19 protein-coding genes are annotated in these 20,910 nt (G+C 71.6%); 15 read left to right on the plus strand and 4 right to left on the minus strand.

The window, feature by feature from the left end; all coding sequences use genetic code 11:
• Window positions 1-213: 213 nt before the first annotated feature.
• Entirely contained in the window at window positions 214-2,202 is a 1,989-nt protein-coding gene (locus tag ADL25_RS13935) for an elongation factor G (RefSeq protein WP_059128016.1), read from the plus strand.
• A gap of 104 nt (window positions 2,203-2,306) precedes the next feature.
• Here ADL25_RS13935 and ADL25_RS13940 read toward each other — a convergent pair whose 3' ends face one another.
• On the minus strand, window positions 2,307-3,554 hold the full coding sequence (locus ADL25_RS13940) for a YncE family protein (RefSeq protein WP_059128017.1): 1,248 nt from the start codon (window positions 3,552-3,554) through the stop codon (window positions 2,307-2,309).
• Between the two features lie 218 nt (window positions 3,555-3,772).
• Here ADL25_RS13940 and ADL25_RS13945 point away from each other — a divergent pair, with 218 nt between their 5' ends.
• The 4 genes from ADL25_RS13945 (at window position 3,773) to ADL25_RS13960 (ending at window position 7,458) form a co-directional block, all read left to right on the plus strand.
• Window positions 3,773-4,432, plus strand: a complete 660-nt coding sequence (locus tag ADL25_RS13945) for a TetR/AcrR family transcriptional regulator (protein WP_059128018.1) — start codon at window positions 3,773-3,775, stop codon at window positions 4,430-4,432.
• 547 nt (window positions 4,433-4,979) lie between these two features.
• Complete coding sequence (locus ADL25_RS13950; RefSeq protein WP_059128019.1) at window positions 4,980-5,276, plus strand: hypothetical protein; 297 nt, start codon at window positions 4,980-4,982, stop codon at window positions 5,274-5,276.
• A gap of 167 nt (window positions 5,277-5,443) precedes the next feature.
• Window positions 5,444-6,901, plus strand: a complete 1,458-nt coding sequence (locus ADL25_RS13955) for an aldehyde dehydrogenase family protein (RefSeq protein ID WP_059128020.1) — start codon at window positions 5,444-5,446, stop codon at window positions 6,899-6,901.
• An 83-nt stretch (window positions 6,902-6,984) separates the two neighbouring features.
• Window positions 6,985-7,458 carry a PaaI family thioesterase gene (locus ADL25_RS13960; protein ID WP_234380897.1) on the plus strand — a complete coding sequence of 158 codons (474 nt, stop codon included), beginning with the start codon at window positions 6,985-6,987 and terminating at the stop codon, window positions 7,456-7,458.
• A gap of 431 nt (window positions 7,459-7,889) precedes the next feature.
• Here ADL25_RS13960 and ADL25_RS13965 read toward each other — a convergent pair whose 3' ends face one another.
• Window positions 7,890-8,693, minus strand: coding sequence for an EamA family transporter (locus ADL25_RS13965; RefSeq protein WP_059128021.1), 804 nt, complete (start codon window positions 8,691-8,693; stop codon window positions 7,890-7,892).
• 182 nt (window positions 8,694-8,875) lie between these two features.
• Here ADL25_RS13965 and ADL25_RS13970 point away from each other — a divergent pair, with 182 nt between their 5' ends.
• Window positions 8,876-9,724: a LysR family transcriptional regulator gene (locus ADL25_RS13970; RefSeq protein WP_059128022.1), complete on the plus strand. Its 849-nt coding sequence runs from the start codon at window positions 8,876-8,878 to the stop codon at window positions 9,722-9,724.
• Window positions 9,725-9,999: 275 nt separating this feature from the next.
• A complete protein-coding gene (locus ADL25_RS13975) occupies window positions 10,000-10,524 on the plus strand; it encodes a MarR family winged helix-turn-helix transcriptional regulator (RefSeq protein WP_059128023.1) in 525 nt (174 codons plus the stop codon).
• A gap of 14 nt (window positions 10,525-10,538) precedes the next feature.
• Here ADL25_RS13975 and ADL25_RS13980 read toward each other — a convergent pair whose 3' ends face one another.
• Window positions 10,539-12,305 (minus strand): ABC transporter ATP-binding protein, encoded by a 1,767-nt coding sequence (locus tag ADL25_RS13980; protein WP_059128024.1) that lies wholly within the window; start codon window positions 12,303-12,305, stop codon window positions 10,539-10,541.
• 297 nt (window positions 12,306-12,602) lie between these two features.
• On the opposite strand from ADL25_RS13980, the gene ADL25_RS13985 reads away from it, so the two are divergent.
• The 6 genes from ADL25_RS13985 (at window position 12,603) to ADL25_RS14010 (ending at window position 17,817) form a co-directional block, all read left to right on the plus strand.
• Complete coding sequence (locus tag ADL25_RS13985; RefSeq protein ID WP_059128025.1) at window positions 12,603-12,857, plus strand: hypothetical protein; 255 nt, start codon at window positions 12,603-12,605, stop codon at window positions 12,855-12,857.
• Window positions 12,858-12,898: 41 nt separating this feature from the next.
• Window positions 12,899-13,609 (plus strand): DUF6215 domain-containing protein, encoded by a 711-nt coding sequence (locus ADL25_RS13990; protein ID WP_059128026.1) that lies wholly within the window; start codon window positions 12,899-12,901, stop codon window positions 13,607-13,609.
• A 379-nt stretch (window positions 13,610-13,988) separates the two neighbouring features.
• Entirely contained in the window at window positions 13,989-15,077 is a 1,089-nt protein-coding gene (locus ADL25_RS13995) for an S-(hydroxymethyl)mycothiol dehydrogenase (protein ID WP_059128027.1), read from the plus strand.
• The gene (locus tag ADL25_RS14000; protein WP_059128028.1) at window positions 15,077-15,706 is read left to right on the plus strand and encodes an MBL fold metallo-hydrolase; all 630 of its coding nucleotides are present in this window, start codon (window positions 15,077-15,079) and stop codon (window positions 15,704-15,706) included. The genes ADL25_RS13995 and ADL25_RS14000 overlap by 1 nt, the downstream gene beginning before the upstream one ends.
• 91 nt (window positions 15,707-15,797) lie before the next feature.
• The gene (locus ADL25_RS14005) at window positions 15,798-16,712 is read left to right on the plus strand and encodes an SDR family oxidoreductase (protein WP_059128029.1); all 915 of its coding nucleotides are present in this window, start codon (window positions 15,798-15,800) and stop codon (window positions 16,710-16,712) included.
• A gap of 136 nt (window positions 16,713-16,848) precedes the next feature.
• The gene (locus tag ADL25_RS14010) at window positions 16,849-17,817 is read left to right on the plus strand and encodes an aldo/keto reductase (RefSeq protein ID WP_059128030.1); all 969 of its coding nucleotides are present in this window, start codon (window positions 16,849-16,851) and stop codon (window positions 17,815-17,817) included.
• A 68-nt stretch (window positions 17,818-17,885) separates the two neighbouring features.
• Here ADL25_RS14010 and ADL25_RS14015 read toward each other — a convergent pair whose 3' ends face one another.
• Window positions 17,886-18,437: an RNA polymerase sigma factor gene (locus ADL25_RS14015; RefSeq protein ID WP_059128031.1), complete on the minus strand. Its 552-nt coding sequence runs from the start codon at window positions 18,435-18,437 to the stop codon at window positions 17,886-17,888.
• Window positions 18,438-18,483: 46 nt separating this feature from the next.
• Between ADL25_RS14015 and ADL25_RS14020 the strand changes: the two genes are divergently transcribed.
• A complete protein-coding gene (locus ADL25_RS14020; RefSeq protein ID WP_059128032.1) occupies window positions 18,484-19,950 on the plus strand; it encodes a serine/threonine-protein kinase in 1,467 nt (488 codons plus the stop codon).
• Between the two features lie 150 nt (window positions 19,951-20,100).
• Window positions 20,101-20,826 (plus strand): DUF4232 domain-containing protein, encoded by a 726-nt coding sequence (locus ADL25_RS14025; protein ID WP_059128033.1) that lies wholly within the window; start codon window positions 20,101-20,103, stop codon window positions 20,824-20,826.
• Window positions 20,827-20,910 lie beyond the last annotated feature (84 nt).

Consider the following 20,910-nt stretch of genomic DNA (forward strand, 5'->3'; position numbering starts at 1 on the left):
CAGTGGACGGATCAGGATGCGGTCCGTGACTGCGGGCCTGGTGCGCGTGAGCGGACGGAGACGGAATTGGTTGACGCTTAATCCTTTGCCGTGCCCAAGGGGTCGCTGATCCACTGCCCGTGAGGAGTTGTCGACCCAGAGGAGCCGAAATGCGCACAGCGTCCATGTCCAGCCAGCAAGGAACCACCCCCATTCCGAAGGACATGACGCTTCGTGCACACGCTGAACCTGGGAATCCTGGCGCATGTAGACGCCGGTAAGACGAGCCTCACCGAGCGGCTCCTGTACACGGCCGGGGTGATCGACGAAATCGGCAGCGTCGACGACGGCAGCACCCTGACCGACTCGCTCGCGCTGGAGAGGCAGCGCGGCATCACCATCAAGTCGGCCGTCGTCTCCTTCACGCTGGACGACGTCACCGTCAACCTGATCGACACCCCGGGTCACCCGGACTTCATCGCCGAGGTGGAGCGGGTGCTGAGCGTGCTCGACGGTGCGGTGCTGGTCGTTTCGGCCGTGGAGGGCGTGCAGGCGCAGACACGCGTGCTGATGCGGACCCTGCGGCGGCTGCGCATCCCCACGCTCGTGTTCATCAACAAGATCGACCGCGGCGGCGCGCAGCTCGGCCGCACGCTCGAGGCGCTGGCCCGCCGGCTGACCCCGTCGGTCGTTCCCATGGGGCGGCCGGAGCGGATCGGCACGCGGACCGCGCACGTCACTCCGTACGACGCCGACGACCCCGCCTTCAGCGGGCGGCTGCTCGACGTCCTCGCCGAACACGACGACGAGCTGCTGTCCGCGTACGTCGAGGACACGGTGTCCTACGACCGGCTGCACACCGCACTCCTGGAGCAGACCCGGCGTGCCCGGGTGCATCCCGTGTTCTTCGGTTCGGCGATCACGGGCGCCGGTGTGCCGCAGCTGATCGAAGGCGTCAAGCACCTGCTTCCGGCCGCCGGGGGCGACCCCGCGGGGCCGCTCTCCGGCACGGTCTTCAAGGTCGAGCGGGGACCGGCGGGGGAGAAGGTGGCCTATGCGCGGATGTTCTCGGGAATGCTTCGTGTCCGCGACCGGGTCCCCTTCGGCGACGGCCGTCCCGAGGGGCGGGTCACTTCCATCAGCGTCTTCGACCGAGGTACCGACGTGCGTGAGGACGCCGTGCCGGCCGGTCGCATCGGCAGGCTGTGGGGGCTCTCCGACGTCCGGATCGGCGACGACATCGGCGTGCGGCGGCATGCGCAGGAGCGCTTCTTCGCGCCACCGACGCTGGAGACCGTGGTCGTACCGGGGCCGGGTGTCGACAGAGGGGCCCTGCATCTGGCGCTCGTCCGGCTGGCCGAGCAGGACCCGCTGATCGACCTCAGGCACGACGAGGTGCGTCAGGAGACCTCGGTGTCCCTCTACGGCGAGGTGCAGAAAGAGGTCGTCCAGGCCACGCTCGCCGATGAGTTCGCCCTGGACGTCACCTTCCGGGAGACGACCCCGCTGTGCATCGAGCGGCCGGTCGGTACCGGAGCTGCCGTGGAGTTCAACAAGAGGCACCCGAACCCGTTCCTCGCCACGGTCGGTCTGCGTGTCGACCCCGCTCCGCCGGGCGGCGGCGTGGACTTCAGCCTGGAGGTGGAGCTGGGTTCGATGCCGTACGCGTTCTTCAAGGCGGTCGAGGACACTGTGCGGGAGGTGCTCGGGCAGGGGCTGCACGGCTGGGAGGTCACCGACTGCACGGTCACGATGACCCACTCCGGCTACTCGCCCCGGCAGAGCCATGCCCACCAGGGGTTCGACAAGAGCATGTCGAGTACGGGAGCGGACTTCCGGGGCCTGACCCCACTGGTACTGATCGAGGCGCTGCGCCGCGCGGGCACCCGTGTGCACGAGCCGATGCACAGCTTCCGCATCGAGGCCCCGGCGGACACGCTCGGCGCGCTGCTGCCGGTGCTCGCCGCGGTGCGGGCGGTGCCACGGACTACCGAGACGCGAGGTTCCGTCTGCGTCCTCGAGGGCGCGGTCCCGGCGGCGTGGGTGCACACCCTGGAGCAGCAACTGCCGGGCCTGACCCGGGGCGAGGGCGAGTTGGAGAGCGCCTTCGGGCACTACGCGCCGGTGACGGGCGGATCGATGCCCGAGCGGCCGCGCACGGACCACAATCCGCTGAACCGCAAGGAGTATCTGCTGAAGGTGAGCCGCCGGGTCGGTGGCTGAGTAGGGCTCGGGCCCGCATCCTTGCCGGGCGCAGGTCCCGACGGGGCACGGTTCCGTCCGCGCCGTGCCGCGCGCGGCACGGACGGAACCGTGGCAGAGGGCGGTCAGCCGGCGGTCGGGCCCGTCCATCCGGCGGGGACGTGCGCCAGGCGTACCCGCTGCGGATGGTCGCCGACCTGCACCGAGGCGACCTTCTCGCCGGTCGCGAAGTCGATCGCGGTGACCCGGTCGGCGCCGCTCTCCGAGACGATGCAGTCCCTGCCGTCACCGCTGACGGTCGCCCAGTAGGGCTTGGACGCGGTCACCAGCGGACCTTCCTGGAGCGTGGTGCGGTCCACGACGGTCGCGTAGTCGTCCATCGTCCCCGCGACGCACAGTTTGGTGCCGGAGGGATTCATCGATATGCCGTGGTGGCGCGAGTCGTTGACCCATGTGGTGCGATCCGTGCTGGTGGCCGGGTTCTTCGGCAGGGTCTTCACCCGGGTGATCCTGTCGGTCGCCAGGTCGTACTCCAGGAACCCGTTGAAGAACGACACCTGGAAGTAGAGCGTGGACTCGTCGGGGCTGAAGACGGCCGGACGCACCGCGTCGGAGAAGTCCTTCAGCCCGATCGCGTCCAGCCTGCCGCGCATGTCGATGGTCTTGACCTGCTTGAACGTGGTGGCGTCCACGACCGTGATGCGGCGGTCGCCCTTCGTCCAGTCCCAGACGGGGTCGTCGAGCGCTGTGTTGACCTCGCCGATGGCCATGTTCCAGATGTACTTGCCGTCCTTGGTGAAGATGTTCTCGTGCGGCTTGTCGCCGGTGGTGAACTCGCCAAGTCCCCGGCCGGTGACGATGTCCAGCACCTGCACCTTGCCGGCGGTGGAGGCCGAAACGGCGACGCGGGTGCCGTCGGGGGACACCGCCATGTGGTCGGCGCGGTAACCGGCCACGGGGAAACGCCAGTTGATCCTGCCGGTGGTCAGGTCGATCGACACGACGTCGGCGAAGCTCGGCCGGGAGACGACCATCGATCTCCCGTCCGGAGTCGAGTACATGTCGTCGACGAACTGGTCGTGGCCCTCGCCGACGCTGTTGCGGATGGCCATGAAGTAGATCCACTTGATCGGGTCGGCGTTGATCTCCGCCATGCGCTGCGCCTTGTCGGGGATCACGTCGACACGACCGAGCCGGGCGAAGTCGCCGGTGGACTCGATGACGTCGGCGGTGCCGTCCCAGTTGTTGCCCACGAACATCACCTCGCGCAGGGCGGCGGCGGTGTCCTGCGCGACAGCGGTCGCCGTGGTGCCGGCGGTCAGGGCGAGGGCGGCGGCGAGGGAGAAGAGGTGGCGGGATCTGAGGACGGACATGGCGGGTCCCTGTCTGTGGTGGTCAGCCGTGATGAGGACATGACAAGCCGGATCGTGCTGGCCGGCGGAGCCGCCGGGTTGCGGCCCGCGAATCTGAATACGCCTGCGTTCAGATTGACTTACTGGAAAGTAAGGAACAGTCGGACCCCTCCACAAGACTCCGTGCACGACAAAATTGGCCGACCGCCCAACAGATCGACGAAAGGTGAGGGATACGCGTGGCAGGCAGGCTCAGGCAGCCGACGGGCCGCTACGGGGGCAGGTCCGCCGAGGAGCGGCAGGCCGAGCGGCGCCGGAGGTTCCTGGACGCCGCGCTTCAGCTCTTCGGCGACAGCCCCGGTTTCCGGAGCACGACGGTCGCCGCGCTGAGCGAGGCGGCGGGTCTGTCGACGCGCCAGTTCTACGAGGAGTTCCGCACCCTGGAGGACGTGCTGGCCGCCCTGCACCTCCAGGTCAACGACTGGGCGGAGGGCGCCGCCTCCGCCGCCCTCGCCGAGGCCCGTGACCTGCCGCTCGCCGAGCGCGCCACCGCGGTCTTCCGGGCCTACGCGGCGAACGTCACCTGCGATCCGCGCCGGATCCGTATCACCTTTGTCGAGATCATCGGGGTCAGCCCCAGGCTGGAGGAGCAGCGGCTCGAACGGCGTTCCCGATGGGTGGACTTCATCTGCGCCGAGGCCGCCGACGCTGCAGCGCGGGGAGAGGCGGCGCGGCGCGACTACCGGATCGCGGCCACGGCGTTCATCGGCAGCGTCAACGGTCTGTTGCACGACTGGCGGGCAGGCTGGGTGGACGCGACCCTCGACGAGATCGTGGACGAGCTGGTCCGGCAACTGCTCGCGATCCTGCGGCCGGGCGGATGGCTCCCGGGTGCTTGAAGAGGCCGGGTGACCGGTTCCGGGCGCGGGGGCTCATCGACGCCCGGGACGCCGCCTTCGAACGGCGCGGGTTGCCGGGGGGCAGGGGCGTACACGGCCCGCCCGCAGTGCCGCCCGCACCAGGGCGGCGGAGGCGCGCAGGCCTGCCGCGCACGCCGAGGGCGGGGACAGACGCCGGCTCCGGCCGCCGAGTTCGGCCCCCGCCGAGAAGGTCCAGGAGAGCCGGGAGCTGGTCCGGACCTTCAGACGGCGCCGCCCGCCTAGCCGTCCCATGGCGCGACGGGGATCTGCCCGTCGACCCTGCCGTCGGGCGGCGTCGACGGGGAACTGCGGCGCGCGGTGCGGATGTCGGCGGCGGTGCCTGCCGCGGTGGCCATGGAGACCTCCTTCGAAGGCCGGGCCCGGCATGCGGCGGGCCGCGAGGGCCTCTTCTTCGAGCCTCCCCCGGCGCGGGGTGCCCGGCAAGCGCAGCGGGAGCCGTGCGCCTGTCGAGTGAGGGCGAGGCCGGTCCCGTGACTGCCCGGTGTCCCGTCCCGTTGCTGAATGCATGATCTCAACACGACGTATCGTCGCCGCGGTCGGTCTCGCCATCGGGGTCACGGGCCTTGCGGCGCCGATGGCCAGCGCGGCCCCCGCCGACAACTCGGACGCGAGCAGGCTGAACCCGGTCACCCTGCTCGACTCGCTGTCCCGCAGCGAGGTCCCGGAGCAGCACAAGGGAGACGTCCCGCTGCCGTCGAAGCAGCTCGGGGAACTGAACCGTGTCAACGACATCCAGCCGGTCCAGCAGGCCACCGCCAAGGTCGCGCCCGTGACGGGACTGGTGTCGGACGTCGCCTCCTAGAGCGACCCCGGGACGAGGACCCAGGCCCCCGGCTGTGCAAGCCGGGGGCCTTGACATTCGCGGGGGCCGGCCGGAGCATCGCAGCAGATCAGTGAATGAGATTTCACCAGACGAACAAGTTTCGGCCCTCTGCGCACCGTCCCGGCCACGTACCGAAGGAAGCCGTCATGCCTGTCACCCGCGAACTCCTCATCGGCGGCAAGGATGTACCCGCCGCGTCCGGCCGCACCACCGTCGACGTCGCCCCCTACACCGGCGAGGTGTACGCGACGCTCGCCGCAGCCGGCCCGGAGGACGTGAAACGGGCGGTGGACGCCGCGGACGCGGCCTTCCCGGAATGGGCGGCGCTCGCCCCCTTCGCCCGCCGCGCGATCTTCCTGAAGGCGGCCGATCTGCTGGACGCCCGCAGCGAGCAGGTGGCCGAGATCATGGCCCACGAGGCCGGTGCCACCCTGCCGTGGGCCCTCTTCAACGTGGGTCTGGGCGCCAACATCCTGCGCGAGGCCGCGGCCGCGATCACAGCGCCGAGCGGTGAGGTGCTCAGTGCGCAGGAGGAGGGGGTGCTCGGGCTGGCGGTGCGTGAACCCCTCGGAGTGGTCGCGGCGTTCGCTCCGTGGAACGCGCCGGTCATCCTCGGTGTCCGGGCCGTCGCGGCGCCGCTCGCCGCGGGAAACACGGTGGTCGTCAAGCCGAGTGAGGACGCGCCGATCGCGTGCGGACTGCTGATCGCCGACATCCTGCGCGAGGCCGGACTGCCTGACGGGGTGCTGAACGTGGTCACCAACGCCCGTGAGGACGCCGCCGGGATCGCGCAGGCGTTGATAACCGACGAGCGGGTGCGCGCGGTGAACTTCACGGGTTCCACGGGGGTCGGGCGCATCGTCGGCGAGCTCGCGGCACGGCATCTCAAGCCCGCCGTCCTGGAGTTGGGCGGCAAGAACGCGGTCCTCGTGCTGGACGACGCGGACGTGGACTACGCCGTCGACGCGGTGACCTTCGGTGTGTTCCTGAACGCCGGCCAGATCTGCATGTCCGGCGACCGTATCCTCGTCCACGAGTCGCTCGCCGAGGAGTTCACCCGGAAGTTCGTCGAGAAGACCGCCTCGCTGCGGTCCGGCGACCCGGCGCATCCGCACACCGTGATCGGTCCGCTGGTGAGCGCGCAGGCCGCGCAGCGGGTGGCCGGACTGGTGAAGGACGCCGTGGGCAAGGGCGCCACGGTCCTCGTCGGCGGCGAGCCCGAGGGCGCGGTGCACCCGGCCACCGTCCTCACCGGCGTACCGCAGGACGCGGACCTGTACCGCACCGAGTCCTTCGGCCCCGTGTGCGTGGTGGCGACGTTCGCCGACGACGACACCGCCGTCGCCCTCGCCAACGACACCGAGAACGGGTTGACGTGCGGCATCATCACCGAAAACGCCACCCATGGACTGGCCGTCGCACGTCGGGTCCGCACCGGCATCGTGCACATCAACGACCAGTCGGTGGCCGACGAGCCCCAGGCTCCCTTCGGCGGGGTGCGGGCGTCGGGCTACGGCCGTTTCGGTGGGCGGTGGGGTATCGAGGCGTTCTCCAACACCCGCTGGGTCACCGTTGCCACCCAGCATGCGCACTACCCCTTCTGACGGGGCGACCGGACGGCGGCGTCCGGGCGTTGCCCGGTGGACACCCGCGCGCCATCGCACCCTGCGAGGCTGGCGTGGTGGACATGACGGCACTGGCCCGAACGCTGCTCGAGTCCGTACCGGCGCATCGCACGGCCCGGATCGAGGTGGTCCGGGCCGTGGACGGCGAGGCCGAACTCGCGTGCGACACACCCATGCAGCTGGCCAACGTCATCGGCTCGCTGCACTCCAGCGGGCTGGTCGCCCTGATCGACGCGGCCGGGCTGGGCGCCCTCATCGCCTCGGGGTCGCATGCCGGGGCCCTGGAGCGGATCGTCCCGCTGGGAACCGCGGCCGTCGTGGAGTTCCTCGCTCCCGCCCGGGGGCGCCTGGTCGCCGCCTGCCGCCTCGACCAAGAGGCCCGGAGTGCCCTTGAGCCGCTGTGGACGGGCGAGACCGACCGGGCACGGATCTCCACCCGGGCCGAGATCACCGATGCGGCAGGCACCGTGGTGTGCCGGGGCCGCTTCGACTGGAGCGTACGGCGCACGCCCGCCGGGAGTGCCGCCCGGTCCTGAGGCCGCGGACGGCGAGCGGTCGACCGGCCCCCCGCGGGCCGCTCCGTCACCCGCCGAGGGCCGGCAGCACCCGCTGCCTCGCAGCTCGGTGCCGGCGCTGATGCGAAGGAACGCCCTCCTGTGCGTGACAAGTGGCGCGAAACGCGAAACCCCGTCGTCCTCGGGCCCGGCTCCGGACGGGGTGAGTGCCGGTCCGGGCCCGAGGGCACCGCCCCCGTCCCCACGGGATGCGGCGCGTGGGGGCCCGCCGCCGCTCATCGGCGGCCCCCGGTCCTGGGCGTCATGACCACCGTGGCGGCCGGACGGTCCAGGTTGCTCGAGAGAGGCAAGCACACCGACTTACTTGAGTCAAGCAATCGAATCGTAGGCCGAGGTGTACCGGACACGCGCTCCCCGTCATCGGGGGACCGCGCCGGAGGCGGGCGCTGCAGTCAGCCACGTCGTGCGGCGATGCCGACCGTGTTCGCGGTCACGACGGCGCCGATGCCGGCCCATGCCGTCCACCCCAGGTGCTGACCGAGGAGGAGGCGGCCGACCACGGCGGCGAGGACGGGGTTGACGCTCATGAACAGTCCGAAGGCCGGGGCGGAGACCCGGCGCAGTGTGAACAGGTCCGCGAGGTAGGGCACCGCGGACGAGAGGAGCCCGGCGGCGATCGCGCAGGCGGCGGCCTTCGGGGTCGGCGGATGCTGGACGGCGACTGCCACGCCGACCGGAAGGAACACCGTCGCCGACACCGCGGCGGCGGCCGCCGATCCCTGCGCCCCGGGGATGCGCCGGCCGACGGTGCCGTTGAGCAGGATGTACGACGCCCAGCAGCCGGCGGCCAGCAGGCCGAGGCACATCCCGGCGTAGTCGGTGGACGGCTGAGGGCGCATCAGGACGACGACACCGGCCGTGGCGATCAGCGCGCAGCAGGCGTCGACACGCCGCCGTGTGGCGGCCAGGGCGATGGTGAGCGGGCCGAGGAACTCCAGTGTCACGGCCAGACCGAGGCCGATGCGGTCGATGGCGCTGTAGAGGGAGAGGTTCATGGTGCCGAACACCAGGGCCAGCAGCAGGACCGGCCACCACTGGCGCCAGGTGAAGGAACGCACCCGTGGCCTGCCGACGGCGAGCAGCACGAACGCGGCGACGTACTGGCGCACCGCGACGACGCCGACCGGTCCGAACACCGGGAAGGCGAGCGAACCGATCGCGGCGCCGACCTGGTTGGACAGGCCGCTGCCGACCATGGTCAGGACTCCTGCCGGGCTCGTGCGGGCCGGCTTCGGTCCCGGAGATGCCGGACGGATCCGGCGTGCGGGTGATGCGGACGGGCGTGCCGATGCTCCGTGCATGGTCCGATCGTGCGAGAACCCGGCCCCTGCGGAAAATGCATCCACCGGGCCATCCATACGCTTGACTCACGCATGAAGTGGAACTGCGGCAGTTGCGCTGCCTTGTCGCCATCGTCGACGAGGGCACCTTCACGGACGCGGCCATCGCCCTGGGGGTCTCCCAGGCGGCCGTGTCCCGCACCCTGGCGTCGCTCGAACAGGCGCTGGGCGTACGGCTGCTGCGCAGGACCTCCCGCGAAGTGGCCCCGACCGGCACCGGACTGCGCGTGGTGGCGCACGCCCGGCGGGTGCTCGCCGAGGTCGACGACCTGGTGCGCGGCGCCACCTCCGGCCCGGCCCGGCTGCGGATCGGCTACGCCTGGTCCGCGCTCGGCCGCCATACCCTCGCCTTCCAGCGGCGCTGGCGCGAACAGCACCCGCAGACCGAACTGCACCTCGTGCGCGTCAACTCGGCCACCGCAGGGCTCGGGGAGGGTGCCTGCGACCTCTCGGTGGTGCGCAGGCCCGTGGACGACCGGCGCTTCGACTCGGCGATCGTCGGGCTCGAACAGAGGCTGTGCGCGATGGCCGCGGACGATCCACTGGCCAGGCGCCGCTCGGTCCGACTGGCCGATCTCGGCGGACGCACGCTGCTGGTCGACCGCCGCACGGGCACCACGAGCGTGGAGCTGTGGCCCCAGGAATCGCGCCCGGCCACCGAGGAGACGCACGACGTGGACGACTGGCTGGCCGCGATCTCCACCGGCCGCCGTATCGGGGTCACGGCGGAGTCCACGGCCAACCAGTACGCCCGCCCGGGCGTCGTCTACCGGCCGGTGAGCGACGCCGAGCCCATCGCCGTGCGGCTCGCCTGGTGGCGGGACGGCCCGCATCCCGCCATGCAACCCGTGATCGAACTGCTTGTCTGCCTCTACCGCATGGGCTGACCGGCGGGCCGTGGCGGCGGTGCCGCAGCCCCGCGACCGGGGGCCACGGCGACCGGGGCTTCACCGCCTTCGCGCTGGCGGGTGTGTCCTCCATGGTCTTCATCGGCATCGCCGCCCTGCGCACCCGGCAGGCGTCGCCGAGCGGTACGCCTCAGGAACTGCTCACCGCTCACTGATCACGGAACGACGTCGTGGGCCGGGCTCGTCCGGCCCGCATCCGTCTCCCGGAGCAGGTAGTTACTTGAGTCAGGCAACGATATGGTAAACTGGGCGGTATGCCCAACCCGCACCCCCCCTCGGCCCCCGCGTCGCCGGAAGTGATCGACATCGAGCGAGCGCTCAGCCGTATCACCTATCTGAGCACGCGCGCGCGGCAGCACGAACGCCTGATGGCCCTCGCGGGTGTGCCGCTGGACCGTGCCGCGGTGGCCCTGCTGCGGCAGATCGCCGACTCCGAACCGCTTCGCCCCGGGGAGCTGGCCAACCGGCTCGGGGTCGAGGCCTCCCATGTGACCCGGCAGGTCCACCAGCTGCAGAAGTCGGGATACGTCTCCCGCGTACCGGACCCGGACGACGGCCGCGCCCAGCGTATCGAACTCACCGTGCTCGGCCGTGAGGCCATCCAGCGGATCCGCGACGCCGGAGTCCGCGGCATGCAGGCGGCCCTGGGCGCCTGGTCGCCGGAGGAACTCCGCCAGCTCGCCACCCTCTTCCACCGTATGGTCGACGACTTCCTCGCCTATGCCGTCGACGACGAGAGCGGCCAGGAGGTCCTCGAGGCGGCTGGCCCCGAATCCTGAGCCGGATCCCGGTGTCAGTCGGCCGTGGCAAGGAACTGGGTCGCCGCCAGTTCGGCGTACAGCGGGTCAGCGGCGATCAGTTCGCGATGGGTGCCGACCGCTCGGACCCGGCCCGCGTCCATGACCACGATCCGGTCGGCCATGGTCACCGTGGACAGCCGGTGCGCGACCACCAGGACCGTCGTGGAACGCGCGACATCGGCGACCGTGTCCCGCAGCGCCGCCTCGTTGACGGCGTCCAGCTGTGAAGTCGCCTCGTCGAGCAGCAGCAGACGGGGACGGCGCAGCAACGCCCGCCCGATCGCGACACGCTGGCGCTCGCCGCCGGAGAGCTTGGTCCCGCGATGTCCGACCAGGGTGTCGAGACCGCTCGGGAGCCGCTCGACCAGTCCGTCGAGCCGCGTCGTCTTGAGTACACGTTGCACCTCGGCCTCGTCGGCCCCGGGATTGCCGAGGAGCAGATTGTCGCGCAGGGAGCCGGACAGTACCGGCGCGTCCTGCTCGACGTAGCCGATGGCCGCTCGGAGCAGGGGCAGCTCCCAATCGGCGATGTCCCGTCCGTCGAGCGAGATCGAGCCCGACTCGGGATCGTAGAAGCGCTCTATCAGGGAGAACACGGTCGTCTTGCCCGCCCCGGACGGGCCGACGAAGGCGGTCATGCCCCGGGCCGGCACCGTGAAGGTCACGCCGTGGTGCACATGCGGCAGGTCCTCGGCGTACCGGAAGCGCACGTCCTCGAAGGAGAGCGTGGCGGGCTGCGCGCCCGGCGCCGGCAACTCCGCGTGCTTCGAGGGTGGTTCGGCGGGCAGTCGCAGAGCCTCCTGGATCCGGGCGAGCGCGGCGGCGCCCGTCTGGTACTGGGTGACCGCGCCGACGACCTGCTGGATGGGAGACATCAGATAGAAGACGTAGAGCAGGAACGCGACCAGGGTGCCGACGTCGACGGCGCCGGTCGCCACGCGTGCGCCGCCCACGGCCAGCACGGTGATGAAGGCGATCTGCATCGCGAGTCCCGCCGTGTTGCCCGCGGCCGCCGCCCACTTGGCGGCCCGTACGCTCTGCCGCCACGACTCCTCGGCCGCCGTGTGGACGGCCTCCTCCTCGCGGTGCTCCGCGCCGGAGGCCTTGACCGTGCGCAGCGCGCCGAGGACCCGTTCCAGCGAGGCGCCCATGGCGCCCACCGCGTCCTGTGCCTGCCGGCTCGCCCGGTTGATGCGCGGCACGATGAGCCCGAGCACCAGTCCCGCGGCCAGGATCACCCCGAGTGTGACTCCCAGCAGCACCGCGTCGACCAGCCCCATCATCACCACCGTCGCGACCAGCGTGAGACCCCCGGTGCCGAGTCCGACCAGTGAGTCCGTGGTTACCTCGCGCAGCAGCGTGGTGTCGGAGGTGATCCGGGCCATCAGATCGCCGGGCTCCGTACGGTCCACGGCGGAGATCCGCAGCCGCAGCAGATACGACGACAGGGCGCGCCGGGCACCCAGCACGACCGATTCGGCGGTACGCCGCAGCACGTAGGAACCCAGCGCGCCCACCGCCGCGTTGGCGACCACCAGTCCCGACATGCCGAGCAGCGCCGGGGTGACGGACCGGTCGTGCGCGAGGTCGTCGATCAGACCGCGAGCGACCAGCGGCAGGAGAAGCCCGGTGCCGCCGGTGGCGAGCGCGAGGACCGCGCCCGCGAGCAGGGACCAGCGATGTGGTCGTACATATCCGAGGAGCAGCCGCCAGGGGGGCTGCACCGGTCCCGGTTCGGCTTCCGTCACTGCGATGCTCACGGTGTTCCTTGCGGAGTAGGGGCTGTTCCACCGCGGTTCCCGGGCCACGCCCGGCGGGGGTGGTGAGGGCGGAGCCGAGGTCTACGCGGTCCGCATCCTAGAAGGGGGACGCGTGCCGTCGGCGGGGTCCCGTGCAACGCTTCCTCGCTCGGGGCGCATTGTCCTGGTCCGGTCCTTTTCTCCCACTCCTGCCGGACCGATCGGCCGCGGCACGGCTCATGCGCCGATGTGTGCCGGCGGGGTGCTGTGGAGGCTCCCTTGCGCCGCTCTTCCCTCTCGCGGGCAGGAGGACGGCCAATGACCGACCAGCCCGAGCAGGAACTGGAACTCACCTCCGCATTAGTCCCGTTGTTCGTGATCACGAACGGTCGTTCTCTGCCTCCGGACCATGCGTACGAGCGGACCACCCTGATCTCGGCGCAGGTGGACGACCCCGCCGCGGCCCGCACCCTCTCCCCGGAGGCGCGCAGGCTTTTTCCCGCGGCGCGACGGCCTGCCGGTGCGGGCGAGCGGGACGGGAACTGCGTTGTCCCTGCAATGATCACGGGTTAGGGTGCCGGGGCACGAGCCGGGGATCACAGCAGGTGGGGGACATGGCAGACGACAACGGCGCGCCCGAGAAGGGTGCGGGCCCGTGGGGGCAGGCCATCACGGCCGTGGTGCTGGTCGCCGCACTCGTCGTCGGTCTGTGGGCGTTCGCGAAGCCGTCGTCCTCGCAGAGCGGTCAGTCGCCCGCGAGGTGCCAGGGCGGAGAGGCCGAGAAGGCGTCCGGGAAGCCCGGAAGGGGACCTGATGTCGTCTCCGGGGCGCAACTGTGCGCGGCGCTGAACCGTCCCGACCTCGCCCGGTTGCTGGGCACCCCGCAGGAGACCGCGAAGAGTGCCAGTGGCGGTGGGGGTTCCGTCAGGCTCGCCGGTGGCGAGGAGATCCCCAATCCCTCGGCCCGGGTCGAGTTCGGCACGTACACCGTGTCGCTGTCGGAGAGCTACGACCGTCTCCCGGTGTCCGAGTCCGCCGCACTTCTCGGCGACGGCGCGGGGAAGCGGACCGTTCTGGGCCGCCCTGCGGTCCTGTATGCGGACCGCACCATCAGCCTCAGCTTCCGCCTCGACGGCAGCGACAGCCACAGCGGCCCGGGGGTACCGGCCCGCGCTCTCACCGTGGCCCGGGACGCGAAGGACAGCGGCGGCTCCTACGACGTCACCCTGTGGCGCACCGACGGCCTGGTACCGGACGACGCGGTGCTCCTGCGCGTCGCCGAGACGGTACTCCCGACCGTTCCGGGGTGGACCGCCGACGAGTGACGGCCCCGTGCGGCGACCCGTTGTCCGGCGCTCCCGCCGGTCCCGGGAGGCGAGCGGCGAGACACCGTGCCGGGCCGATCGCCTGCCATCGAGCCGGACCGGCAACTCGAGTCACCGCAAGGCCTGTCGAGCCGACCGCGGAGCTGTGCACCACGCGGCGGCCGTCGCAGAGGTCCGGACCCTGTCGTAGGTCCGTCCGCAGGTGACGCGGCGTCACCCGAAGGCCGGTCGGAAGGACCGGTCGCGGGGCGATCCGAGATGTTCCGCGCGGAATGCGTGCGCAACACATGCCCACCGCGCGAGGATCACGAGTGCGGGCCGCTGTGGCCCGCGCCGGGCGCGTGCGGCGCCCGCAGCACCGACGGAAGGCGGCAGCAGCATGGCGCAGGAAGTACGCGGCGTGATCGCTCCTGGCAAGGACGAGCCGGTCCGGATCGAGACGATCGTCGTACCGGACCCGGGGCCGGGTGAGGCGGTGGTGCGCATCCAGGCCTGCGGCGTGTGCCACACCGACCTGCACTACAAGCAAGGCGGTATCACCGACGAGTTCCCGTTCCTGCTCGGCCATGAGGCGGCCGGCGTCGTCGAGTCGGTCGGCGAGGGCGTCGAGGACATCGCCCCCGGCGACTTCGTCGTCCTCAACTGGCGTGCGGTGTGCGGCAAGTGCCGTGCATGCCGGCGTGGCCGCCCCTGGTACTGCTTCGACACCCACAACGCCAAGCAGAGGATGACGCTGGCCGCCACCGGTCAGGAGCTCTCCCCGGCCCTCGGTATCGGCGCCTTCGCGGACAAGACGCTGGTGGCCGCCGGGCAGTGCACCAAGGTCGACCCATCCGTCTCCCCGGCGGTGGCCGGGCTGCTGGGCTGCGGTGTGATGGCCGGCCTCGGCGCCGCGATCAACACCGGAGGCGTCGGCCGGGGCGACACGGTCGCGGTCATCGGCTGCGGCGGGGTCGGCGGTGCGGCGATCGCCGGAGCGCGTCTGGCGGGCGCGTCGAAGATCATCGCGGTGGACATCGACGACCGCAAGCTCGGCACCGCGAGGGAACTGGGCGCCACCCACGCCGTCAACTCCCGGGAGGCTGACCCCGTCGAGGCGGTACGGGATCTGACCGGCGGCTTCGGGGCCGACGTCGTCATCGAGGCCGTGGGGCGCCCGGAGACGTACCGGCAGGCCTTCTACGCCCGCGACCTGGCCGGCACCGTCGTCCTGGTCGGCGTGCCCACCCCGGAGATGAAGCTGGAGCTGCCGCTGCTGGACGTCTTCGGACGCGGCGGGGCCCTGAAGTCCTCCTGGTACGGCGACTGCCTGCCCTCCCGCGACTTCCCCATGCTCGTCGATCTGCATCTGCAGGGGCGCCTGCCGCTGGAGAAGTTCGTGACCGAGACCATCGCGCTCGACGAGGTCGAGAAGGCCTTCGAGCGGATGCATCACGGAGACGTCCTGCGCTCGGTGATGGTGCTGTGATGAGCGCACGCATCGACCGACTGGTCACCTCCGGCACCTTCTCCCTGGACGGCGGCACCTGGGAGGTCGACAACAACGTGTGGATCGTCGGCGACGACGACGAGGCCGTTGTGATCGACGCCGCCCACGACGCCGACGCGATCGTCGCGGCCGTCGGCGACCGGCGGCTTCGGGCCATCCTGTGCACGCACGCCCACAACGACCACATCGACGCCGCGCCCGCGCTCGCCGAGCGGACCGGAGCGACGATCTGGCTGCACCCCGACGACCTGCCGCTGTGGAAGACGACCCACCCCGACCGCCTCCCGGACCACTGGCTGGCCGACGGTCAGGTCGTCGAGGCGGCCGGTGCCGATCTGACGGTGCTGCACACCCCCGGCCACGCACCCGGTGCCGTCTGCCTGTACGGCCCGGGCCTCGGCACCGTCTTCACCGGCGACACCCTCTTCCAGGGCGGCCCCGGGGCGACCGGACGCTCGTACTCGCACTTCCCGACGATCATCGAGTCGATCCGGGACCGGCTGCTGACCCTCCCGCCCGAGACGGTGGTCCGCACGGGGCACGGCGAGTCGACGACCATCGGCGCCGAGGCGCCTCACCTCGACGAGTGGATCGCGCGCGGCCACTGATCCCGGGAGACGCCCGCAATAGGCGACAGAAGATGTCCGGCTTCCGCGCCATCCTCGGCGAGACGGTTACGAACGAGCGCGGAGGTCGGACATGCCGGGGCCGCTGACAGGCAAGGTCGCACTGGTCGCCGGGGCGACACGAGGGGCGGGGCGGGGGATCGCCGTGGAACTGGGCGCGGCGGGTGGCACGGTGTACGTGACCGGGCGCAGCACCCGCGAGCGGCGCTCGGAGTACGACCGGCCCGAGACGATCGAGGACACCGCCGAGCTGGTGACCGCGGCGGGCGGGCACGGCATCGCCGTCCCCACCGACCACCTCGTCCCCGCCGAGGTGCGCGCGCTCGTGGACCGTGTCGAGCGCGAGCAGGGGCGCCTGGACGTCCTCGTCAACGACATCTGGGGCGGCGAGAAGCTCTTCGACTGGGACCGCCCGGTGTGGGAGCACGACCTCGACAAGGGGTTCCGTCTGCTGCGGCTCGCCGTCGAGACGCACGCGATCACCAGCCACCACGCGCTGCCCCTGCTGCTGAGGCACCCCGGCGGCCTGGTCGTGGAGATGACCGACGGAACGGCCGAGTACAACCGTGACACCTACCGGGTGTCCTTCTTCTACGACCTGGCCAAGGCGTCCGTGCTGCGGATGGCGTTCGCCCTCGGCCACGAGCTGGGGTCGCGCGGTGCCACCGCGGTCGCCCTCACCCCCGGCTGGCTGCGCTCGGAGCTGATGCTCGAGGCGTTCGGGGTGACCGAGGCGAACTGGCGCGACGCCCTGGAGCGCGAGCCCCACTTCTGCATCTCCGAGAGCCCGTACTACGTCGGCCGGGCGGTCGCCGCCCTGGCCGCGGACCCGCAGGTCTCCCGCTGGAACGGGAACTCGCTGTCCAGCGGGCGACTCGCACGGGAGTACGGCTTCACGGACCGCGACGGCAGCCGTCCCGACGCCTGGCGCTATCTCGTCGAGGTCCAGGACAAGGGCGGCACGGCGGACGCCACGGGATACCGCTGAGAGGGCGCGCCCGTGCTTGGCCTCACTCAGGATGGGCAGGCATCACGTCGTCGGGGGCTGCGGCGCCACGGCACGAGGCCGTCCGAACTCGTGGTTCCCGGGCGCCCCGCCCCGCCCCGAGGGAAAGCAGGAGTACATGCAGTACGTGAAGCTCGGCGCAACGGGTCTCGATGTGTCCCGGATCTGCCTGGGCTGTATGAGTTTCGGCATCCCCGACCGAGGCACTCACCGCTGGAGCCTCGACGAGGAGGCGTCCCGCCCCCTGATCCGCCGGGCGCTCGACGCGGGCATCAACTTCTTCGACACCGCGAACGTCTACTCCGACGGCACCAGCGAGGAGATCGTCGGCCGGGTACTCGCCGAACACGCCCGGCGTGACGAGATCGTGCTGGCGACGAAGGTGCACGGCCGGATGCGCCCCGGACCCAATGGCGGCGGCCTCTCCCGCAAGGCGATCATGACGGAGATCGACCACAGCCTGCGCCGCCTCGGCACCGACTACGTCGACCTCTACCAGATCCACCGCTTCGACCCCGTCACCCCGATCGAGGAGACGATGGAGGCCCTGCACGACGTGGTGAAGGCCGGCAAGGCCCGGTACATCGGCGCGAGCTCGATGTACGCCTGGCAGTTCTCCAAGGCCCAGTACACGGCCCGCCTGAACGGCTGGACCCGGTTCGTGTCGATGCAGAACCACTACAACCTCCTCTATCGCGAGGAGGAGCGCGAGATGCTGCCGCTGTGCGCGGACCAGGAGGTCGGCACCCTGCCCTGGAGCCCGCTGGCCCGCGGCCGGCTCACCCGGGACTGGGACGAGACCACGGAGCGCAGCCGCACCGACGAGTTCGGCAAGGGGCTCTACCAGGAGGGCGACCGGGCCGTCGTCGAGGCGGTGTCGGCGGTCGCGGCGCAGCGGGGCGTTCCACGGGCCCAGGTCGCCCTGGCCTGGCTGCTGCGGCAGAACACCGTTGCCGCGCCGATCGTCGGGGTCACCAAACCGCAGCACATCGACGACGCGGTCGCGGCGTTGGACGTGGACCTCACCGACAAGGACGTCCAGTCACTGGAGGAGTCCTACCGGCCGCACCCCGTCAGGGGTCACTGACCCTCCTGCGCCCGCGCCGGGGCGGTACGCGACGGCCGTACCGCCCCGGCGCAGGGCGACGGGTGCGGTCAGACGGAGCCGGCCAGCCAGGGCCTGACCTGTCGGCGCGCCTCGTGAAGGCGGGACTTCAAGGTGCCCAGCGGGACGCCGACACGTTCGGCGACCTCCGCGTACTCCAGCTGGCAGATGTCCCGGTAGACGAGCGGCGCCACCAGGTGCGGATGCTCGCGCTCCAGCCGCTCCAGGGCCTCCAGCAGATCGACGCGGGATCCCGCGATCACGCTGGTGGTCCGCGGATCCACATGCTGCGCGGCGTCGATGGGCCCGGGCTGCTCGGCCGCCCGCCGCTTCAGCTCCCGGTACTTCTGCCGGGAACAGTTGGCGACCACCGTGTACAGCCAGGTGCCGAAGCGACTGCGGCCCTGGAACGTGCCGATCTTCCGGGCCACCTGCAGCAGCACGTCCTGTGCCGCCTCCTCCGCGTCCTCCCGGCACGGCAGGAAGCGCCCGCAGCGCCGTACGACCTCCGGCTGGATGTGCTGGAGCAACGCGTCCAGGGCTGCCGTGTCGCCCGCGGCCGCCCGCAGAGCCAGCTCTTCGGGGTCTGCGGCATCCCTCACTGGGAGCTCCCCTCGATGTGGATATCCGACCAGGCATGATAGTCCTATGCAGTCCCTGGAGCGGATCGACCGCTACCGCTTGGAACGACGCCTGGGCAGCGGCGCGTTCGGCGTCGTCTGGCTTGCCCACGACGACGTCCTCGAGGCGCCCGTCGCCGTGAAGGTGCTTGCCGAGAACTGGGCCCACCGGCTGGATGTCCGGGAGCGGTTCCTGTCCGAGGCGCGCCTGCTGCGCCGGGCCGGCTCGAGCCGGGTGGTGCAGGTCTACGACATCGGCGAGCTCCCCGACGGCAGACCCTACTTCGTCATGGAGTACGCCGACGGCGGCACGCTCGCCGACCGGATCACGGGCAGCCCGCTTGCCGTGGCGGAGGCCCTGAGCCTGACGGCCCTGGCCGCCCGCTCCGCGGCCGCGCTGCACGACGCCGGAATCGTGCACCGGGACATCAAGCCCTCCAACGTCCTCCTTCGGACCGCGCACGACGGCTCCACCAGGCTGCTGCTCGCGGATCTCGGGCTGGCCAAGAGCCTCGCCCAGGCCTCGGGACTCACCATGGCCGCCGGTTCCGCCGGATACGCGGCGCCCGAGCAGTCCGAACCCGGCTCCGGCATCGACGCGCGGGCGGACGTCTACAGCCTGGGGGCCCTCGGCTATCACCTGCTCACCGGCACGGTCCCCGCACGTCCGGGCCGGGTGGAGCCCCCCGACCGGTTTCGCCCCGACCTGCCGGCCGAGGTCCAGCGGGCGATCCTTCGGGCCATGGACCTCGAGCGCGAGCGGCGCTGGCCGACCGCCGAGGCCTTCGCGGACGCGCTCGACCGGCTTGCGGACGTCTCCGGCACCTCGGGGCCCGAGCAGCGCGGCCGCCGACGGGAGGCGGTCGACTCGGCGCCCGAGCGGCCCGGTAGCCGACGGGAGGCGGTCGCCTCGGCCCCCGAGCAGCCCGGCCGCCGTCGTAGCGCCCTGGTCCTCACGCTGGCCGCCCTGGTCGTCGCGGGTGCCGCCGCAGCCGGCACCACCGTGCTGCTGCGGCAGCATCCGGCGGCGGATGTGAAGGTCCAGGACTCCACCGGGCGTGTGCACGCGATCGTGCCCGCGTCCTGGGGGCGCCAGTTGCGCGACGCAGGCTGGAACCCGGAGTCACTGGGCCTGCCGACGGGGCATGAGCCCGCCCTCGCGGTCGCCGACGACCTCTCGCGCTGGCAGGACCTGGGCACCGGCGCGAACGGCGCCTTCATCGGGTTGAGCGAGCACGGGGACCTCACGGCCAAGGTGCGCGCGATCAACCACAAGGACTGCCACTACCAGGGCGGCCGTGACTACCGCGGCACCGACTGGCAGGGGGCCGTACGCACCTGGACCGACTGCGCGGGCGGCGGCGGGTCCGTCACGGAGGCCGCGCTGAAGCCCGTCGCCGGCACCGGTGGTTCGCAGATGTACGTACAGCTGCGCCAGGACGGCGGCACCGATGAGACCGACCGGGTTCTGGACTCCGTACGGCTCAGCGGGTGACAACCGTCACGCCGCGGCCGTCGGCGCGCCCGGAGGCCGGACAATGTACGCGAACTTTTCCGCACCGGAGCGCATCGGACAGAGAGGACGGGCAGACGGCACCGTCCCCACGCGCCCGGCGTGTGCGGTGAGTTTCGAGGAGCGACAGACATGGTGACCTTCCGACGCGCCACGGCGGACCAGGCTTCCGACGGCACGGCCCCCTTCCTGACGGCACGGCGTGCGGTGTCCGCGCTGGGCGCACTCGCCGCCCTGGGCCTGCTCACCGCCTGCGGCGACAACCATGCCACGAGCAGCGCCCCGGAGAAGCTGCCCGGGGCGGCACAGCCCGCCACCGGCGACCGCACGAGCGCCGACGGCAGCGCGACGAGCACGGCCGGCACCGAGCCCACGACCACGGCATCGGACAGCCCCGACACGGCGGCCTCCGCGTCGAGCGACAAGGGCGGGGCCGCCGGCAGCCGCTGCCATACGTCCGAGCTGCGCGCCACGGTGGGCCGCAACAACCCGGGTGCCGGCCAGGAGAACTTCCCGCTCGTCCTCACCAACAACTCCGGGCGCACATGCACCGTCGACGGCTACCCGGGTGCCGCCTTCGTGGACGCCTCCGGCAAGCAGCTGGGTCCGGATCCCAAGCGCAGCACCGGGAGCCCCACGAAGATCACGCTGGCGCCGGGCAAGAGCGCCTGGGCCGGACTGACCTTCTCCAACCCCGAGATCAGCGAGGCCGACAAGGCCACGCCCGCGGCGATCCTGATCACCCCGCCCGACGAGAAGGACTCCCTGAAGGTCAAGTGGTCCGGCGGTCCGGTCCCCGTCTCGGGCAACTCCTCCACGGTGTCCCTGACCGTCTTCAGCGCCGGGACCGGCGCCTGACCCCTCTTCCCCCGACCCCGCTGTCCGCTCGCCGGCAGCGGGGTTCGTCATGGAACCGCAGCGGTTGTCACAGGACGGCAACAC

This window comes from Streptomyces sp. NRRL F-5122 (assembly GCF_001507435.1).
GTDB classification, from domain to species: Bacteria; Actinomycetota; Actinomycetes; order Streptomycetales; family Streptomycetaceae; genus Streptomyces; species Streptomyces lannensis.